This is a genomic window from Streptomyces sp. NPDC054047 (assembly GCF_055585065.1).
Map to the genome: position 1 here is coordinate 47,160 of NZ_JBVJKV010000007.1, position 19,585 is coordinate 66,744.

Sequence of the window (19,585 nt, forward strand, 5' to 3'; positions counted from 1 at the left end):
GGCAAGACGCGGAAGGCATGACCCCCACTTCCGCCCCCGTCGATCGGACCGGCGGCGAACCATTGCCGCCGCCACGCCAAAGAAGTAGAACCAAACGTACTGCTCGACGATGATCAGTCAGATCGAGCCAGATCGAGCCAGGCGACACCGGCGGAGCCCGCGCAGGCGGCTCCGCCCGAAACAGATGGAGACACCATGAGCCCCGCCAAGAAAAGGACCACGCAGTCGCCTGCGCTCCACGCCGCCGACAGCCACGACTTGATCCGTGTGCACGGCGCGCGCGTGAACAATCTCAAGGACGTCAGCATCGAGATCCCCAAGCGCCGACTGACGGTGTTCACCGGTGTCTCCGGCTCGGGCAAGAGCTCGCTGGTGTTCAGCACCATCGCCGCCGAGTCGCAGCGGATGATCAACGAAACCTACAGCGCCTTCCTGCAGGGCTTCATGCCGACGCTGGCGCGGCCCGAAGTCGACGTACTCGACGGCCTGACGACCGCGATCATCGTCGACCAGCAGCGGATGGGCGCCGACCCCCGCTCCACGGTCGGCACCGCCACCGACGCCAACGCCATGCTGCGCATCCTCTTCAGCCGGCTGGGCAAGCCGCACATCGGCCCGCCCAGCGCGTACTCCTTCAACACCGCGTCGGTCCGGGCGAGCGGGGGCATCACCGTCGAGCGCGGCGACGCCAAGACCAAGACCGTGAAGGCCACCTTCAACCGCACCGGCGGCATGTGTACGCGCTGCGAGGGCCGGGGCTCGGTCTCCGACATCGATCTCACCCAGCTCTACGACGACTCCAAGTCGCTCTCCGAGGGCGCGTTCACCATCCCGGGCTGGAAGTCGGACAGCCAGTGGACCGTGCAGGTCTACGCCCAGTCGGGCTTCGTCGACCCGGACAAGCCGATCCGCAAGTACACCAAGAAGGAGCTGCGGGACTTCCTCTACGGGGAGCCGGTCAAGGTCAAGGTCAACGGCGTCAACCTCACCTACGAGGGGCTGATCCCCAAGATCCAGAAGTCGTTCCTTGCCAAGGACAAGGAGGCGATGCAGCCGCACATCCGGGCGTTCGTGGAGCGGGCGGTCACCTTCACCACCTGCCCCGAGTGCGACGGCACCCGGCTCAGCGAGGGCGCGAGGACCTCGAAGATCAAGCGGATCAGCATCGCCGACGCCTGCGCGATGGAGATCCGCGACCTGGCCGAGTGGGTCCGCGGCCTCAAGGAAGCGTCGGTGGCGCCGCTGCTCACCGCACTTCAGCAGACCCTCGACTCGTTCGTGGAGATCGGCCTCGGCTACCTCTCGCTCGACCGTGCGGCGGGCACGCTGTCGGGCGGTGAGGCGCAGCGCGTGAAGATGATCCGCCACCTCGGCTCCTCGCTCACCGACGTCACGTACGTCTTCGACGAGCCGACCATCGGCCTGCACCCCCACGACATCGAGCGGATGAACAACCTGCTGCTGCGGCTGCGCGACAAGGGCAACACGGTCCTCGTCGTCGAGCACAAGCCCGAGGCCATCGCGATCGCCGACCACGTCGTCGACCTCGGCCCCGGCGCCGGTACGGCGGGGGGATCGGTCTGCTTCGAGGGCACCGTAGAGGGGCTGCGGGCCAGTGACACGGTCACCGGCCGCCACCTGGACGACCGGTCCGCGCTCAAGGAGACGGTGCGCGAGGCCACGGGCACGCTGGAGATCCGCGGCGCCACCCGCCACAACCTGCGGGGCGTCGACGTCGATGTCCCGCTGGGCGTGCTGTGCGTCGTCACCGGCGTCGCCGGTTCCGGCAAGAGCTCACTGATCCACGGTTCCATCCCCGCCGCCGAGGGTGTGGTGTCCGTCGACCAGGCGCCGATCAAGGGGTCGCGGCGCAGCAACCCGGCGACGTACACCGGACTGCTCGACCCGATCCGCAAGGCGTTCGCCAAGGCCAACGACGTGAAGCCGGCGCTGTTCAGTGCCAACTCCGAGGGTGCCTGCCCCAACTGCAACGGCGCCGGGATCATCTACACCGACCTGGGAATGATGGCCGGTGTCGAGAGCACCTGTGAGGACTGCGAGGGGAAGCGGTTCCAGCCCTCGGTCCTCGAGTACAAGTTCGGTGGCCGCGACATCAGCGAGGTGCTCGCGATGTCGGTGGCCGAGGCCGAGGAGTTCTTCGGCGCGGGTGAGGCGCACACGCCGGCCGCGCACAAGATCCTCGACCGGCTCGCCGACGTCGGGCTCGGCTACATCAGCCTCGGCCAGCCGCTCACCACGCTCTCCGGCGGCGAGCGGCAGCGGCTCAAGCTGGCCACGCACATGGCGGAGAAGGGCGGGGTCTACGTCCTCGACGAGCCGACCACCGGCCTGCACCTCGCCGACGTCGAGCAGCTGCTCGGCCTGCTCGACCGGCTCGTGGACTCCGGGAAGTCGGTCATCGTCATCGAGCACCACCAGGCGGTCATGGCGCACGCCGACTGGATCATCGACCTCGGCCCCGGTGCGGGCCACGACGGCGGCAAGATCGTCTTCGAGGGCACGCCCGCCGACCTCGTGGCCGAACGCTCCACGCTCACCGGCGAACACCTCTCGGCGTACGTGGGCACCTGAGCCAGGCCCTGCGGGCCCGCTGGCGGCAATGCCCCGCAGTACCGAACTGTCGCTCGACTTCTACCGTTTGGGTACGAATGCGAAGACCGGGCACGGACGGTACGCGGAGTCAGTAATCTGCTTCTGAATGCTCCATTGGGCCCGTGGCATGCGCATGCCACGGGCCCAATGCCTGATGCATTCCTGGAGTTGCTCGCCCACTTCCTCTCGCCGGAACCGACCGGTGCGAGGGCGGCGTTGCCGGGAGCGGAAAGGATCGTTGTACTGGGCATGAGCGATGCGGGGAACGGGGTTCCTTCGCCGCGGCCGCCCCGTGCCGAGACAAGGGCCGGTGGCGGGGAAGTCTTTTCACCATCCCCCATCTACGACGCGCTGGTGCGTGAGTGGCGTGCCCAACAACGGGAAGTGCCGCGGGCGCCCGCCCCGCGCTCGCGCTGGGAGCGCGTCGATCCGCAGGACCTGTTCCACAGAGGCTGACCCGTGCGTGCGCGGCGCGTCATGTGAGCTGCGTGAGCGGGGTCGCCGGATGGGCATGGGTGCTGAGCCAGCGGCAGATCGCCAGGGCGACCGTGTCGTCGAGCGTGCTCAGCGCGTCGATTGCCTTGGTGTCGTCGGGGTGGGGCGGGATTCCGGCCGTGGTGAGCGTGGCGTGCAGGGTCAGGCGGTGCCGGTCACGGGGCGTCAGGACGGTCGGGGCCGCCATGTCCAGACGCTGCGTCGGGTCGGGCGGGGGCAGCAGGAAGTCGGCCTCCGCGTCCCAGTTGACGGTCGGCAGGACGGTGGCGGGTGAAGTCATGGCGGCTTCCTCACGACGGTGGGCGATGCCTGTGTCGGACAGGAAGCGGATGGGCGGCCATCTGGTTGCACCCGGTCCGCCAAGACACCCGAACGCAGTAATCCACCGGCATGCAGGGACCCGCCGGGGCGCCGGGGCGCAGGGCGTCAGCGAGGCATCAGTGAGACGTGAGCGGGACGCCAGCGCGCGGATCGAAGCTGTGGGCAGGCCAGTTCACCGCACCTGGCATCGACCACCTCATTCGGGGAGCCCCCACATGCGTACCTCCATCCGCCGCCCTGCCGTACTCGCCGCCTCCGTCTTTGCCGCGCTCGGCCTGACACTCACCGCGTGTGGCGGCGGTGGCGGCGTGCAGGACGAGGGGGCGGCCTCGTCGCAGAAGGGCGCCGCCGCCTCGTCCGCGAAGGGCGACGCGGCCACGGACGCCGGTGGTTCGGAGGTGTCAGGTTCGGCCACCTCCGGTTCGGACGGTTCCGGCTCCGCCGCGCAGACCGGTGCCAAGAAGAAGCCCGCCGCCGCGGCTCGGGTCTGTGCCGCCGACGACGTGCGGATCTCCGCGGCCAAGCAGGACGGAGTGCCCACCACGCACATCACGCTGACCGCCACGAACGTCTCGGGCCGCACCTGCACGCTGCTGCAGTACCCGCTGATCGCGTTCGGCGACATCCAGACCGCCAAGGACGTTCCGGCCGTCGCCAAGAGCAAGCCGGCGACTCCCGTGGTGCTGAACGCCGGCGCCCCCGCCTACGCGGCCGTGCGGATCAACAACGGTGGTGTCGACGAGGAGAACCGCGCCGTCACCTCCTTCAACGTGAACCTCTTCGCCGCCGACGGGCCCGCCGAGGGCAGCAAGGCCGTCAGCGCGCCGCAGGGCGGCATCGCGGTCGACGACGCGGTCGCGAAGACCGGCTACTGGACCCCCGAACTGCGCAACGGCGCAGACGAGTTCTGAGGCGTCGTGCCCGGTGCGACTGATCCCAGGTGAAGGTGAGGCCCAGCCCCTCAGGGGCTTCGTCCTGTCCGTACTCCTACCAGCGGAGTACGGACAACTCACCTGTATGGCACGTGAGTTGGACAGACTCTGGCTCAGGGGATGAGTCGCGCGGCCCGCTCGCCAGAAATGATCCTTCTTGTTCCTCAGTGCCGATCGGAAGGATCGTCCGCATGCAAAGACGCCCGCTCGTCCCGCTGCTCGCGGTGAGCGTGATGGCGGCTCTGGCCCCCGCGCTCGCCGCCGCGCCGGCCACAGCAAGCCCCTCGGCCCGCTCAACGCCCGCCTCCGCGGCAGCCGATGCCGACCCCCTGCGCCCGTACGCCCGGCAGAAGCCGGTCTGGGGGAAGTGCGGGGCCGGCACCCCCGCCGCCCTGCGGTGCGCGACCCTGAAGGTTCCGCTGGACTACCGTGATCCCGGCGGCAAGAAGATCGACATCGCGATATCGAGGCTGAAGACCAGCGCCCCCGGCAAGCGCCACGGCGTCCTGCTCTCGAACCCGGGCGGCCCGGGCGGACCCGGCCTGGAGATGCCGCTGGAGCTGGAGCGGCAGCTGCCCCGCCAGGTGAAGGACCGCTACGACCTCATCGGGTTCGACCCGCGCGGAGTCGGCCGGAGCACCCCCGTCCAGTGCGGGCTGAGCCCCGAGGAGAACGTGCTGCTGCGCCCGCTGCGGACGTTCGACAAGAACGTCGCGCTGGCCAGGTCGGTGGCCGACAAGTGCCGTGCGAAGGCGGGGGACAAGCTCCCGCACATCACCACCCGCAACACGGCACGCGACATGGACGTCCTGCGGGCGGCCCTGGGTGAGCGGAAGATCTCGTACTACGGCGTCTCGTACGGCACCGCCCTCGGCGCCGTCTACACGCAGTTGTTCCCCCGGCGGGCCGACCGCTTCGTCCTCGACAGCGCCATCGACCCGAAGCTGATGTGGCGCGGGATGTTCCGGATCTGGGCCCCGGAGGCCGAGCGGGCGTTCCAGCGGTGGACGAAGTGGACCGCCGCGCGCGACGCGACGTACCGGCTCGGCGACACACCGGCCGAGGTGGGCAAGAGCTTCTGGGCTCTGGTCGCCAGGGCCGACCGCGACCCCATCGTCATCGACGGCGTCCCGCTCGACGGCGCCGGGGTGCGCGAGCAGGTGCGACCGAACCTCTTCACCGTCCGCGACGCGGCCCGGCAGGTCGTGCGGCTGAAGGAGGCCGCCGGGGGCAGGGCCAAGGCCCAGGATCTCCCCGAGCCCCCGCCGGAGCCCGACGTCTCGGCCACCGTCAGCGTGGTGTGCGGTGACTCCTCCTGGCCGCGCGATCCCGAGACGTACCGCAGGGACTCGATCCGTGACGCGGACCGCTACCCGCTGTACGGGGACTTCGCCTCCGGTGTCCTGCCCTGCGCCTTCTGGGACCGGCCTGTCGAGCCCGCCACCGAGGTGAACAACACGGTCCCGGCGCTGATCGTGCAGAACGAATGGGACTCGCAGACCCCGCTGGTCACCGCGCAGGCCCTGCACGGTCAGATGAAGGGCTCGCGCATGGTGACGGTCGACGAGGGCGAGGGGCACGGCGTGTACGGCACGAACCCGTGCGCGGACTTTGCGGCCAACTCCTATCTGGCCACCGGCAAGCTCCCGGCCGCCGACGTGACGTGCCGGGCGACCCCCGGCGAGCGGCGGGTGACGTCCTCGCTGCCGGCCCCGGGGCCCCTGGGCTGAGCACCGGTACCACCTCCTGACGGTCACCCGGAGCGGGCGGCGGCGAGTGCCGCGGCCCGCTCCGGTTCACGTACGGCATGGACCTTCTTGTCTCATCTCGCATATGCGGTGCCATATGGGTCCTGTTTTCCCGTACCGGCTGAATTCATCGTCTGTGTGCCGACCGTGTCCCATGAATGCGTCTCGTCGGACAGGGCCGGTGCGGGCCATTTCATGCCCATTCGACTAAAGCTTTACTTGTGAGTTAAATCACATCTCGTCAGGGAAATGATCATGCTTGGGCATATCCACATGGCTGGATCTCGTGTGACACGATGCACCGTGTTGGTTGGCTAGCTCTAATACGGGGAGACAAGCATGCCGACGGTGATTGTCATCGGATATAGGGGCGACCTCGATCAGGCGCTCCAGAGCCGAGGACTTGACGTCTGCTATATCGTTCAGGCGCCCGCAAATGCGCCGAAAGGGCGGCGCTTCAAACGTGTCGCCGACATGGAGAACGTCCAGGAAGTATTGAGAGCGGTACTCGCCGCCGATATTGATGATGTGGCAGGTGTGCTCACCGTCCATGAAATGGGCGTTTTTGCGGCAGCCTATTTGCGGCAGCAGTTGCATCTTCCTGGGAACGCCGACTCCAAGGCGGCCCTCTATTTCCGGGACAAGTACCTCCAGAAGAGCAGGCTTCCACCGCACATCAAGCGGGCGCGCTGTCGCTACGTATCGAAGGACACGTCGTTCCTGGAGCTCTCCAAAGACCTGGGAGACGTCTTCGTCATCAAGCCTGCGACCGGAGCCGGATCGCAGCGCACGACCGTTGTCCGCTCCTCGGACGAGTACGCGCGCGCCCTGGAGCTGTTCCCGAGCCGGTCGGACGTCGAGATCGTCGCCGAGTCCTTCGTCGACGCCCCCGAGGTCTACATGGACGGCATCTGGAGGGGCGGCCGCCTGCGATGGTCGTCCCTGAGCAGCAACCACATCGCGCCGCTCAGCGCCGTCGAGGGCGGCATCCTGTCCGCGCACATCCTGGACAAGAGGCTCCACCCGGAACTGTTCCAGCAGGCCGAGGCCCTCGCCGGGCAGGCGCTGGAGAGCCTCGACGCCCCTGACTGCGTCTTCCACATGGAAGCGTTCGCGCAGGAAGCCGGACTGACTTTCGGCGAGTGCGCCATCCGCCTCCCCGGGGCACTGTCCCCGCAGGTCAACCAATTGACGTTCGGCGTCGACCTCTTCGACGTGGAAATCAGCCTGGCCCTCGGAGAAGAGCCTGCCGATATCCCGGACAACGGCACGCCCGAGCGGTTCTACGGATACCTGCTCCTGCGCCGCTCCAGCGACGGCACGCTGACCCAGCAGGATTTCGAGCGCAACTTCACCTTCGACGAGATCGAATATCCTCTCTCGCCCGACGGGGCCATCGGGCCCTACGGTCGCTTCGGACAGGCGATCGTTTCCGACCCGGACGAACTGAAGCTGCAGAAGACGATCGACGAAATCGTGCGCTTCAACGAGGTCGGCGGCTGACCCAAGTCCCGCACCCGCGGGCGGTTTCTGCGAGAAATTCTGGATCTGCGAGAAATCCCGAGCTCGGCACGTCATATCGGGCGCCGCGGCGCGCCCAGGCCTGAGCCGGTTCTCAGCCATGGTGCTTTTCTCTGATCGGAGGTCGTCATCCCTATGCCGGACCAACGTCATGTCTCGACGCTCCCGCAGCTGCTCGAGCGAGCGGCGCGGGACACATCGCGAGGCATCACCTTCATCGGCGGCTCGTTCCTCTCGTACGCGGAATTGCGGGAGTGCGCCTGCCGGATTTCCCAAGGGCTGCGCGACAACGGCACTTCCCCGGGCGAGCGGGTGCTCATTTCCGCCCATGACCCCGAGAACTTCTTCCGGGCCTTCTGGGGATGCGTCCTGGCCGGTGTCGTGCCCTGCCCGGTCGCGCCGCCGGCCGACCCCGCCCGGTGGCGTGCGCAGCTGGAACACCTGCGCACACTCCTGGGCGACCCCCTGGTGATCACGTCCAAGGAGTCCCACGGCGACCTGCCCGACATCGGCCTGCGGGCCGTGACGGTCGAGGAGTTGAGCCACGCCTCCGCCGAGCCCAGTCAGCCGCATGCGCCCGCCCCGGACGATCTCGCCGTCCTGATGCTCACCTCCGGGTCCACCGGAGCGAGCAAGGCGGTCAGGCTCACCCACGCCAACCTCCTCGCCGCGCAGGCCGGGAAGGCGGGTGCGCTGGACCTGGGGCCCGACGACACCTCGCTGAACTGGATATCGGCCGACCACATCGCCGCGATCGAGGCGAACCTGCTGCCGATGTTCAACGGGGCCGACCAGGTCATGGCGACCCCGGCCACGGTCCTCGCCGACCCGGTGGAATTCCTCCGGCTGCTCGCGGCCCACCGGGTGAGGGTGACGTTCACGCCCAACTTCCTGTTCGGGCAGATCAACCAGGCTCTCGCCCAACGTCCCGTACCACTGGACGAGTTGGACCTCTCGCAGGTGCGGCACATCATCTCCGGCGGCGAGGCCACCGTGACCGGCACCGTCCGGGCATTCCTCGACGCCCTTTCCCCCTACGGACTGCGCCGCGACGTGATCGTGCCCGCGTTCGGGATGACCGAGACGTGCGCGGGCAGCGTCTTCAACCGTGAATTCGCCACCCGCGACCTGGAGACGGAGTTCCCTCCGCTGGGCCGTCCCGTGCGGGGACTGCGCATCCGCATCGTCGACGGCAACGGCACGGTGCTGGCCTCCACCGACGGTCCCACGGCGGGCGACCCGGGTGAGGTGCAGCTGAGCGGCACGATGGTCACCGACGGGTACTTCGGCAACGACCGGGCCACCGCCCAGGCGTTCACCCCCGACGGCTGGTTCCGCACCGGCGACCTGGGGTGCCTGGACGCCGGGGGCCGGCTGACGCTGGTCGGCCGGACCAAGGACTCCGTCATCGTCAACGGCGTCAACTACTACAGCCACGACCTGGAAGCGGTCCTCGACGAGCTGGACGGGGTCGGGCGCGGGCAGGTCGCGGCCTTCCCGATCCGGCCCGAGGGCGCCGACTCCGAACAGCTCGCCGTCGCGTTCGTCCCCGCGGGCGACCCGGCCGACGACTCGGCCGTCTACCGGGCCCTCGTGGCGATCCGCAGCTCCACGGTGATGCACTGGGGCTTTCGGCCCCAGCTGATCCTGCCCGTCGCCGAGGCGGAGATACCCCGCGGCAACCTCGGCAAGATCCAACGCTCGCGGCTGCGCGCGGCCGTCGAGGAGGGCGCCCTGGACGAGGCCGCCCGCCGGTCGGACGCGGTGAGCACCCGCTTCCTGGGCGGCTACGTGGCGCCGGAAGGCGACGTCGAGATCGCCCTGGCCGATGTCTACGCGCGCGTACTGAACAGCGAGAAAGTCCCGGCGACCGCCAGCTTCTTCGACCTGGGCGGCACCTCGCTGGACGTGCTGCGGCTCAAACTGGAGATACAGACCGAGTTCGGCATCGACGACGTGCCGATGTCCACGCTCCTTCAGGCCCCCAGCGTGCGCGCCCTGGCCGGCCGCCTGACCGCCGCGCAGGGCGCCGGCGGGGACGGTGCCTACGACCCGCTGGTGCCCCTGCAGGTCACCGGGGACGGAACGCCGCTGTTCTGCGTCCATCCCGGCCTGGGGGAGGTGCTGGTTTTCGTCAATCTCGCCAAGTACTTCACCGGCGAGCGGCCGTTCTACGCGCTGCGGGCGCGCGGGTTCGGGCAGGGCGAGAGCCACTTCACGTCGTTCGACGAGATGGTCACCACCTATGTGGACGCGATCCGGCGGGCCCAGCCGAGCGGCCCGTACGCCGTGGCGGGCTACTCCTACGGCGGCGCCGTCGCCTTCGAGATCGCCAAACGGCTGGAGGCCGACGGCGACGAGGTCAAGTTCGTGGGCGTGTTCAACCTGCCGCCGAGCATCTCCGGCCGCATGAACGAGATCACCTTCACCGACGGTGCGATCAACCTGGCGCTGTTCCTCGAACTGATCGCCGCCGCCGACATCGAAGGGCTGACCGCCACCCTGCGCCCCCTGCCCGAAGCCGACCAGCTGGCCCACCTCGTCGACCACGCGCCGAAACGGCGCCTGATCGAACTCGACCTCACCGTCGAGCGGTTCACCACTTGGGTGCACCTGGCGCAGAACATGGTGCACCTGGGCCGCACCTACGAACCCTCGGGGACGGTCGACGACGTACGCGTCTTCTACTGCACCCCGCTCAAGGGCACCAAACAGGCATGGCTGGACGGCCAGTTGCGGCACTGGGACGACTTCACCCGCAACCCCAACCAGTACATCGAGGTCGACGGCGAGCACTACACCCTGATGAGCCCGCAGCACGTACAGACCTTCCAGGCAACCTTGCGGCATGAACTGACCCGAGCGCTCGGCTAAGGACGGACACCGGAAATGCAAGGCAAGAAGATTCTCGTCACGGGCGGCACCGGACAGGTCGCGATGCCCGTCGCCGAAGCGCTCGCCCCGGACAACGAGGTGTGGTGCCTGGGCCGGTTCGGCGACCCGGCCGCCCGCAAGGCCCTGGAGAAGATGGGCGCCCGCACCTTCACCTGGGACATGGCAGCCGACGAACTGACCGACCTGCCACGGGACTTCACCCACGTCCTGCACTCGGCGGTGCACCGGGGCGACGGCAAGGACTTCGCGGAGACCGCGCGCGTCAACGCCGCGGGCACCGCACGCCTGATGACCCACTGCTCCGGCGCCGCGGCGTTCTTGTACGTCTCCTCCGGAGTGGTCTACAACCGCGCCGACAGCACCCACCGCTACGGCGAGAACGACGCCGTGGGCGGGGCGGTGCCCTGGCTGCCGACCTACCCCGTCGGCAAGCTCGCCGCCGAGGGGGTGGCGCGGGGCCTGGCCGAAGCGCTCGGCCTGCCGACGGTGATCGCCCGGCTCAACATCGCCTACGGCCCGTACGGCCACGGCGGCGTACCCATGATCTTGTTCAAGGAGATGCGCAGGGGACAGCCGTGCGCGGTGCCCCGGCAGGGCCAGAACTACTGCAACCTGCTGCACACCGACGACCTCGTCCGGCAGGTGCCGCTGCTGTGGGGCGCGGCGCACACCCCCGCGCGGGTGGTGAACTGGGGCGGGGACGAGGAGGTCGGCATGACCGACCTGCTGGAGTACATGTCCGCGCTCACCGGTGTGCCTCTCCAGCTGGACCGCAGCGACTACAGCCGCGAGACGGCCATCTTCGACCACGACGTGCGCCGGGGCCTGATCGGCGACTGCTCCGTCGGCTGGAAGGCGGGCATCGCCCGCACCCTGGCCGAGCTGTTCGAGGAGTACCGCGACCGCATCGACGCGTACGCCGGCGAGCAGGCGGCGGAGCAGGGAGGGGAGCGCTAGTATGCGCAGGCCCACAGACGCAGAGGCGCTCCAGCAGGTGCTGAGCGCCGCCCTCGGGTCCCCCGAACCGGTGGGCTTCCTGCCCCAACTAGGCGCAGGGCAAGGCGCGTTCAGCTCCCTGGACCCCGCCGTGCTGGAGCGCCCCACCCTGGTCGGCGGAGCGGCCCTGTACAGCCCCGCCGCCCCAACTCCCACCGTATCCACGGTCGATGAGCTGGTGCGCCGCGCCAAAGCACTGGACGTGCCCCAGATCCTGGTGCCCCACGTGCGCCGCACGGACGATCCCAGCGCGCTGCGGGCGGCCGGGTTCGTTCCCGTCGCCGCCGGTGCCGAGTGCGTCGTGCGGCTGACTGGGGAAGTGGACGAACTCCTGCGCGCCCGCGTCGGGGGCGCCCGGCAGCGCGCCCTGCGCCGCTGTCACGAATCGCTCTCCCGCGACCTCACCTGGGAGCGGATACCTCTGAGCGAAGTGGGCGGGGCGCCGTGGGCGCGCGATGCGTTCGTGGAGCTCCACTGGCGCCGGGCGGAGCGCCTCGGACAGGGCCACGACCCGTACAACGCGAAGGCCCTCGACGCACTGGCGGACGGCGCGCTGGGTGACCGTACGCAGCTGCTCGTGCGCCGCCGAGGGGACAGCGTCGTCCAGGCCGTGCTCACGGCCACCTCCTACAACGGCCGGGGGCTCTACCACCTGACGCAGGCCGTCGACCCCGACGACCCCGCCGGGGGCGCCGACCTCCACGCGGCGGCTCTGTACGGGCTCTACCTCGACGCCCGGCGCTCCGGGCTGCACTGGGTCCACCTCGGCCCGGGGGAGAGGCACGGCAAGCGCGACCTGGGAGCCGACCTGTTCGTCCCCCTCGACCACTGGCTGCGCGCCGACGGCCTGACGGTTCCACAAGAGGCGGAAGCGGGGCCGGCGCTGTCGCGTTTCGCGGCCGACCCCGTCACGACCGTGCCGGTCCCGGGTCCGGCACGCTCCCGCCACCAGCCGCGCTTCGACACCATCGACCTGTCGAGCAACACCAACCCGTTCCTGGGCACCGCGAGCCAGTACCCCCACCTCGACACGGCGGAGCTCGCCGACACCTACCTGTCCACGATCGCGAAGCTGCCCGGCCACGAGGGCGCCGGCGCGCTGACCGCGGACCATCTGCTCTTCTCCAGCGGCTCGGTCGACGGCGTCATGCTGCTCCTGGCGGCGCTGGCCTCGCCCGGTGAGGCCGTGTGCGTCACACCGCCCACCTTCCCGCTCTACGCCCACTTCGCCCGCCTGCTGCGGCTGCCGCTCCTCGAAGTGCCCCTGCGCGGCGAGGACCTGTCCGAGCTCGACACCGAGCGGATCCTGGTGGGCGACCCGCGGGTGACCATCCTGTGCGATCCGAACAACCCCGTGGGGACCAGGCTCGATCCGGCGCAGGTGCGGGCGCTTGTCACCGGCGCGCGGGGGCTTGTCGTGATCGACGAGGCGTACGTCGAGTTCAGCGAGAAGCCCTCGTACGCCGGTCTTGTCGCCGAGCACGACAACCTCATCGTGCTCAGGACCCTCTCCAAGGCGTGGGGGCTGGCCAGTGCGCGCTGCGGGATCGCGCTTGCGCAGCCCGGCATCATCGACGCGCTGCGCAGGGTGCAGGTGCCCTTTGGGTTCACCGACGCGTCGCAGAGTGCCGTGCGGGAGCGGCTGACCGACGCGCGGCGGGCGCTGGCCAGCGTCCGGCACATCCGGGCCGAGCGCGACCGGATGGCCCGGACCCTGGCCGAGCACCCCGCGGTGGAACGGGTGTTCCCCTCGGAGGCCAACTTCCTGCTGGTCCGTCTCCACAAGCACGAGCGCGTCATGGAGGAGCTGCACAACGCGGGGATCACGGTCGCCGACGTCGGCTTCCTGATCCCCGGCACCTGCCGGATCTCCATCGGCAACCGGCGCGCGAACGAAGCGGTACTCGCCGCGCTGTCCGCCGCGGTGTGAGAGGGATCAGGAGCCGGCGAGGTCACCCGGCAATTGAAGGGGTTTGTTCGCTCCGTCTTTCATCTCGACCACCAAGTACGACAGGACTTCGTCGCCAATGTTCTTCAGGTCGTGGAGGTGGTAACGCTCTTCGGTGAAAGCGAAGTGCTGGGTCTGTCCACGGACGTACGAAATCTCTCGGCTGCTGCCGTCACTCGCGTGCTGGCGCGCTCGGCCGTCGGTGAGGGCTATCCACGTGTAGTCAAGTACGTGCCGGTGAACGGGAATGCGTTCTCCCGGCTGGAGGTGGGTCTCCCAGATGCGCACCGAATCCGTCTCTTTGACCAGAGACTGGCCGATGCGGCCGTTGTGGGAATTGGTCTCGAAATCCTTGTGCAGCGGAGGGCTCCAGCGATCGAAGCCGTCGGCGACGATTGTGCTGGTCAGAGGGGAGTCAGTGGACGAAGTGTTACCCACGAAGCGGATCCTTTCGGTCACCTGTGCACGTCGACGGCACTCTATCTGAAGGGTGCGCGAGTCAAGTAGCTTTCCCTGCACCGCCATTGTCCGATGAGAAGCAATTGTCCCGATGAGAAGGATGAACGCCTGTGATCGTGCTCGGTTACAACGGATTCACCAAGGGTGCGGAACTTTTCGGACGTCTTTACGGTGCGACCGGCGTCGGCCGCAATCTTCTGGTGGGTCACGACGCCGCGGCCGCTCTGACCATCGACGGAGAAGTGGTCGCCGCCGTCGAGGAGGAACAGCTGAGCCGGGTCAAGAAGACCTCCGATTTCCCCGCCAACGCGATCAAGTGGTGCCTGGAATCCGCCGGAGTCGCACTCGACCAGGTCGACGTCTTCGCATTCCCCTGGCGCTTTTCACCGGCCGTGGGCGAGGAGATGATCGAGCGGATATCCGGCGCAGACATGCCGGTCGCGGCGAAGTTCGACGCACTGCGGCGCACGGGTGAGCTCTACACCGGCATGCTCAGCCGCGAGGCGGTGTACGGCGACTTCGTCCAGCGCACCGGCTACGCGCTCGACCCCAACAAGCTCGCCCTGGTGCCCCACCACCTGGCCCACCTCATGTGCGGCGCCTACCTGTCCGGCGGGGGAGACGCGGCCTTCCTGGTGAGCGACGGCCGGGCCGAGACCCTCTCCTCCGTCATGGGTGAACTGCGCGACGGCGTGGTCCGCCTCTTCGACGAGGGCACCGTCGACATGGCCAGCTCGCTCGGCGTGGCCTACGGCAGGATCACCCGCTATCTGGGGTTCGTCCCCAACAACGACGAGTACAAGGTGATGGGCCTGGCCGCCTACGGCCCGCCCCCGCAGCACAACCCCCTGCTGGACCACGTCGTGCGGCTGCACGAGAACGGCTCCTACACCCTGTCCGTCCCCAGCGACATCGGCGCCTACTACGCGCTGTTCGACACCCTGTTCGGCGGCGACAGCGAGAAGCGCGAGGAGTTCGACTTCCGCGTCAAGGTCGCCGGTCTGGCCCAGCACATGGTCGAGGCCGTCACCGCCCATCAGCTGCGGGCGCTCAGCGCCGCGTCCAGCCTGGACACGCTGCTCTTCGAGGGCGGTCTGGCCCTCAACTGCGTGGCCAACACGAAGATGTTGGAGCGGTCCTCGTTCACCGGCATGGAGGTCAGTTTCGGGGCCAGCGACCCGGGCGTCGCCATCGGCGCGGCCGTGTACACCTCCGGCCTCAGGAACCGGCCCGCGGAGGCGGTCACCACCCCGTACCTGGGTCCCTCGTACGACGAGCGGCAGATCCTGGACACCCTGGCGCAGTACGCGGACCGCGTCACGTGGCAGGAGGAGCCCGACGCCCCCGCGGTCGCCGAGAGGACCGCGGAACTGCTGGCCGAGAAGAACGTGGTGGGCTGGTTCCAGGGCCGCGCCGAGTTCGGCCCGCGCGCCCTGGGCAACCGCAGCATCCTGGCCAACCCGGCCTTCCCCGACATCAAGGACATCATCAATGTGCGGGTGAAACACCGGGAGCCCTTCCGTCCGTTCGCGCCCGTCGTCATCGAATCCGAGGCGCCCCGGGTCTTCGAGATGGGCAAGAAGACCTCGTCCCCGTACATGACGTTCGTCTTCCCGGTGCGCAAGGAGTACCAGGAGCGGATTCCCGGCGCCTGTCACGTGGACGGCACGGCGCGGGTCCAGACGGTCGACGAGCGGCAGAACCCCGCGCTCACCCGGTTGTTGCGCGCCTTCACGGCACGGACGGATGTGCCCTGCCTCCTCAACACCTCGTTCAACGTGGCCGGTGAGCCCATCGTCTGCTCACCGCGCGACGCGCTGGAGTGCTTCCTGGCCACCGAGATCGACTACCTGGTGATCGACCGGTTCGTGGTCACCAAGAAGGGGCGCTGAGCCGGGGGCCGCTCGGCACGTCTCCTGTCGAGGTGCGAAACCATGGAAACGAAGGTCGCGTACAACCCTTCTGCCCCATGCGGTGTCGAACAGGGCGCCGGACAAGGAACGGGCCCTTTCCGGACACCCTCGCGCCTGCCCGGCCACTTCCTTCACAGGAGCCGCTCGTGCGCAAGAACCGTTCGGCCGCCCTCGCCGCGGCCTCATTCCTCCTTCTCACCGGGGCATGCATCGCCGCCGCCCCGTCCGCTGTCGCCGGCACCCCCGGGGGTACGCGCGCCAGCGACCGCAACAGCGACTTCAACGGCGACGGATACGAGGACGTGCTGGTCGGAGCCCCCGGGGCCACGGTCAGCGGCCAGAAGGGCGCCGGTCTCGTCACCGCCCAGTACGGCTCATCCAGAGGCATAGGCACCACCTCCGTCGCCCGGTTCAGCCAGTCGACGGCCGGTGTCGCCGGCGCCGCGGAGGCGGCCGACGGCTTCGGGACGGCCGTCGCCACCGGCGACCTGGACGGGGACGGCTTCGACGACGCGATCGTCGGCATCCCCGGCGAGGACATCGGTGACACGGCGGACGCCGGTGGCGTCGCGATCCTGTGGGGCTCGAAGGACGGCCTCAGCGGGGAGAACAGCGACTGGCTGGAGACCCAGGAGCCCACCAAGGGTGAGCAGTTCGGCCTGAGCCTCGCCGCGGCGCACCTGACCGGCGAGACGCCGGGCGACGTGCTGGCCGTACTGGACCGTGACGACCTGGAGCTCTTCGCGTACGACGCCGCACCGCAGACCGAGGGGCAGGCGCCGCTGCGGCGCCAGGCGACCGAGCGCCTCTCCGCTGCGGCCGACGGACGCGACATCCTGCCGGAGTCGCTGACCACCGGCGACTACGACGACAACGGCTACGCGGATCTCGTCGTGTCCGGCGTGAGCGTGGGCGACGAGCCGGGGCACGGCTGGTCCGCGTACTTCTCGGGGAACGCCGACGGCCTCGCCTACGAGCACGATCTGCGCGGCGGGCCCGTGGCCGCGTCCGGCGACATCAACCACGACGGCTACGACGACCTGGTGACCGGCGAGCCCAACTCCCCGAACGACGGCGGCGAGACGATGACCGGCGGCCTGGTCGGCGTCCGCTACGGCGACGCGAACGGCCTCAAGGACGAGGCCAAGTGGTGGACCCAGGACAGCCAGGGTGTGCCCGGCACCGCCGAGCGCGGTGACGGCTGGGGCGCCGATCTGTCCGTGGCGGACACGAACGGCGACGGCTACGCGGACGTCGCCATCGGCGCACCGGGCGAGGACATCGGCACCGTCGCGGACGCGGGGGCGGCCTGGGTGCTGCGCGGCTCGGACGTCGGCCTGACGTCGAACGGCGCCAAGTCGTGGGACCAGAACTCGGCGGACATCCCCGGTGTGGCCGAGAAGGGCGACAAGTGGGGCGCCCAGGTGCGCCTGACGGACCCGAACCGCGACGGCCGCTTCGGTCTGCTCGCCGCCGCGCCCGGTGAGAACGCCGGCGACGGAGTGGTGTGGGTCCTGTCGGCCGGAACCGGCGGCATCACCGCGGCGGGCTCCTGGACGTACGGGGCGGAGTCGCTGGGCGCGCCGGGCACGGGAGCGGCGTTCGGCGCGGCGATCGACGAGTAGGCGTCGGCGGCCCGGGCGGCGCGACCGCCCCGAACGGGCCATCCGGCAGGCCATCCGAACGTGGTCGTGAGCGGCCTACGTATGATCACGGTCATGTGCTCACGACTGCGTTCGGAGGCTGAACAGGCATGACAGAGAGCCGAGTTGTCGTCGTCACGGGCGGCGGAACGGGCATCGGCGCCGCCACGGCCCGGCAGTTGCGCGCGGCCGGGCACCGCGTCGTCGTCTCCGGGCGGCGCCCCGAGCCGCTGCGCCGCGTCGCCGAGGAGACCGGGGCGCTGGCCCACCCCGCCGACACGGGCGACCCCGCGGAGGTGGCCGGGCTCGTCGCTGCGGCCACGGAGGCCTACGGCCGTATCGACGGGCTGGTGCTCAACGCCGGGGTCGGGCGCAGCGGAGCGGTCGGCGACCTCTCGGACGAGGACTGGGAGGCCGTACTGCGCACCAACCTCACGGGGCCCTTCCTCCTGCTGCGGGCCGCGCTTCCCCACCTCGTCGAGGCGCGCGGCTCGGTGGTCGCCGTCGCCTCGGTCGCAGCCCTGCGCAACGGCGTGGCCAACGCGGCGTACGCCACGTCCAAGGCGGCGCTCCTCCAGCTGTGCCGCTCCCTGGCCGTCGACTACGGCAAGGCCGGGCTGCGCGCCAACACCGTGTGCCCCAGCTGGGTGCGGACCGAGATGGCCGACCGGCGGATGACCCGGTTCGCCGAGGAGGCCCACCTGGGGGACGGCGGCGCGGACGCGGCGTACGAGGAAGCGACGCGGCTCGTCCCGGCGGGCCGGCCGGGAGAGCCGGCGGAGGTCGCCGAGGCGATCACCTGGCTGCTCTCGCCCGCCGCGTCCTTCGTCAACGGCGCGACCCTGACCGTCGACGGCGGGGTGACGGCGGTGGACCCCGGAACCTCCGCGTTCGACTTCAGCATCGCGCCGCGCGCCTAGGAGCCCGGACGGGGTCGGGCCCGTGGGTCAGACGAAGCGCTCCACGCGGAGCTGCGCGGGTGGGTACGGCGAGAACGAGGTCGTGCCCACCGACCAGTAGCCGCCGTCCGTTCCGGGGATCGGGGCGATGGCCTGGGGCAGATAGGTGGACGGCGTCTCCGGGCCGCGCTCACTGACCCAGGCCGTGCCGTCCCAGCGCAGGTAGTGGGCGCGCTTCTGGTCCCAGAAGTCCCAGCCGGAGATCCGGTCGGGCCGCCCGGTGGCGTCGGCCGTGATGCCGCTCAACAGGCCCACGGTGAAGGGGGACTTGACGTTGGTCCACCGGGCGCCGTCCCAGTGCTCCAGGGTGACGCCCGGCGGTTTGCCGGGCGGTCCGCCCACGCCGTACGCGAATCCGGTGAGCCAGATGTCGTCGTGCGCGACCGGGAGCAGTCCGGTCACCGCGGCGCGGATGCCCAGCGTGCGGGGCAGCACCGTCCAGGCGCCGTCCCAGCGGGCGATGATGTCGCCGTGGACCCACACCTCACCGCCGGATGTCACCTGGACGCCGGACGGCGTGGGCGCGGCCTCGTCCGGCAGTGGCCGGCACCAGCGCCACGTCGTGCCGTCGCCGCGCATCAGTCCGGCGCGGTCACCATGCCGCCCCGACACCCAGAACCGGCCGCCGGGAGCGGACGTGACATCGGTCAGCCGCGTCCCCGGCTCGCCACGGCCGGGGAAGTCCGTCTCGCGCCAGGTCGTGCCGTCCCAGGCGAGGAGCTGGTCGTGGCCCGCGGTATTCGTGCCGATGGCGAAGGCGGCGCCGCCCGGATCAGCGGCGACCGCGCGCAGGCCGCCGCGGTGGGCCAGGTGGGAGAGGTCGGTCGGCGACCAGGCGGAGCCGTTCCAGCTGAGGGCGAGCGGGGTGCCGAGGGTGCTTCCGTTGCGCCCCTGCTCGCCCACGGCCCAGGCGCGTCCGGGCCCCGTGGCGGCGACGGCGAGCAGGTGGGCGGCTTCCCGCCCGCCCGGGGCGGCGACCTGCTGCCAGGCCTGGGCGGCAGCGGTGGCGGGCCGGGCGGTGGCGGCGCCGGATAAGGGCACGGGCAGGGTCAATCCCGCGCCGGTGACGGCCAGTCCACGGACAAAGAGGCGTCTTCGCATGAAGGGGGCCCTTCTTGAGGTCGTCTCGGGGGCAACACCCT

Annotated in this window: 13 protein-coding genes; 10 read left to right on the top strand and 3 right to left on the bottom strand. The window is 70.0% G+C overall.

Going from position 1 to position 19,585, the window contains the following annotated elements:
* The first annotated feature begins 195 nt into the window (after window positions 1-195).
* A complete protein-coding gene (locus ACZ6ZP_RS24780; protein ID WP_469408423.1) occupies window positions 196-2,592 on the top strand; it encodes an ATP-binding cassette domain-containing protein in 2,397 nt (798 codons plus the stop codon).
* A gap of 496 nt (window positions 2,593-3,088) precedes the next feature.
* Here the strand turns inward: ACZ6ZP_RS24780 and ACZ6ZP_RS24785 are convergent, their stop codons facing one another.
* Window positions 3,089-3,388, bottom strand: coding sequence for a hypothetical protein (locus ACZ6ZP_RS24785; RefSeq protein ID WP_351169524.1), 300 nt, complete (start codon window positions 3,386-3,388; stop codon window positions 3,089-3,091).
* A gap of 256 nt (window positions 3,389-3,644) precedes the next feature.
* Between ACZ6ZP_RS24785 and ACZ6ZP_RS24790 the strand changes: the two genes are divergently transcribed.
* The 6 genes from ACZ6ZP_RS24790 to ACZ6ZP_RS24815 all read left to right on the top strand — a co-directional run bounded on the left by ACZ6ZP_RS24790 (window position 3,645) and on the right by ACZ6ZP_RS24815 (window position 13,451).
* Window positions 3,645-4,340, top strand: coding sequence for a DUF4232 domain-containing protein (locus tag ACZ6ZP_RS24790; RefSeq protein ID WP_469408424.1), 696 nt, complete (start codon window positions 3,645-3,647; stop codon window positions 4,338-4,340).
* 212 nt (window positions 4,341-4,552) lie between these two features.
* A complete protein-coding gene (locus tag ACZ6ZP_RS24795) occupies window positions 4,553-6,091 on the top strand; it encodes an alpha/beta hydrolase (RefSeq protein ID WP_469408425.1) in 1,539 nt (512 codons plus the stop codon).
* Between the two features lie 357 nt (window positions 6,092-6,448).
* Complete coding sequence (locus tag ACZ6ZP_RS24800) at window positions 6,449-7,612, top strand: ATP-grasp domain-containing protein (protein ID WP_361467366.1); 1,164 nt, start codon at window positions 6,449-6,451, stop codon at window positions 7,610-7,612.
* Window positions 7,613-7,765: 153 nt separating this feature from the next.
* Window positions 7,766-10,504, top strand: coding sequence for an alpha/beta fold hydrolase (locus ACZ6ZP_RS24805; protein ID WP_469408426.1), 2,739 nt, complete (start codon window positions 7,766-7,768; stop codon window positions 10,502-10,504).
* A 15-nt stretch (window positions 10,505-10,519) separates the two neighbouring features.
* Window positions 10,520-11,482, top strand: a complete 963-nt coding sequence (locus ACZ6ZP_RS24810) for an NAD-dependent epimerase/dehydratase family protein (RefSeq protein ID WP_469408428.1) — start codon at window positions 10,520-10,522, stop codon at window positions 11,480-11,482.
* A 1-nt stretch (window position 11,483) separates the two neighbouring features.
* Window positions 11,484-13,451: an aminotransferase class I/II-fold pyridoxal phosphate-dependent enzyme gene (locus ACZ6ZP_RS24815; RefSeq protein ID WP_469408429.1), complete on the top strand. Its 1,968-nt coding sequence runs from the start codon at window positions 11,484-11,486 to the stop codon at window positions 13,449-13,451.
* 6 nt (window positions 13,452-13,457) lie between these two features.
* Here ACZ6ZP_RS24815 and ACZ6ZP_RS24820 read toward each other — a convergent pair whose 3' ends face one another.
* On the bottom strand, window positions 13,458-13,907 hold the full coding sequence (locus ACZ6ZP_RS24820) for a cupin domain-containing protein (RefSeq protein WP_383826028.1): 450 nt from the start codon (window positions 13,905-13,907) through the stop codon (window positions 13,458-13,460).
* 131 nt (window positions 13,908-14,038) lie between these two features.
* Here ACZ6ZP_RS24820 and ACZ6ZP_RS24825 point away from each other — a divergent pair, with 131 nt between their 5' ends.
* From ACZ6ZP_RS24825 to ACZ6ZP_RS24835, 3 genes are all read left to right on the top strand, one after another.
* Complete coding sequence (locus tag ACZ6ZP_RS24825; protein WP_351169500.1) at window positions 14,039-15,820, top strand: carbamoyltransferase family protein; 1,782 nt, start codon at window positions 14,039-14,041, stop codon at window positions 15,818-15,820.
* 167 nt (window positions 15,821-15,987) lie between these two features.
* On the top strand, window positions 15,988-17,466 hold the full coding sequence (locus ACZ6ZP_RS24830; RefSeq protein ID WP_469408432.1) for an esterase: 1,479 nt from the start codon (window positions 15,988-15,990) through the stop codon (window positions 17,464-17,466).
* Between the two features lie 128 nt (window positions 17,467-17,594).
* Window positions 17,595-18,404, top strand: a complete 810-nt coding sequence (locus tag ACZ6ZP_RS24835; RefSeq protein WP_351169494.1) for an SDR family NAD(P)-dependent oxidoreductase — start codon at window positions 17,595-17,597, stop codon at window positions 18,402-18,404.
* A 27-nt stretch (window positions 18,405-18,431) separates the two neighbouring features.
* On the opposite strand, the gene ACZ6ZP_RS24840 is transcribed toward ACZ6ZP_RS24835, so the two are convergent.
* Window positions 18,432-19,544: a hypothetical protein gene (locus ACZ6ZP_RS24840; protein ID WP_469408433.1), complete on the bottom strand. Its 1,113-nt coding sequence runs from the start codon at window positions 19,542-19,544 to the stop codon at window positions 18,432-18,434.
* Window positions 19,545-19,585 lie beyond the last annotated feature (41 nt).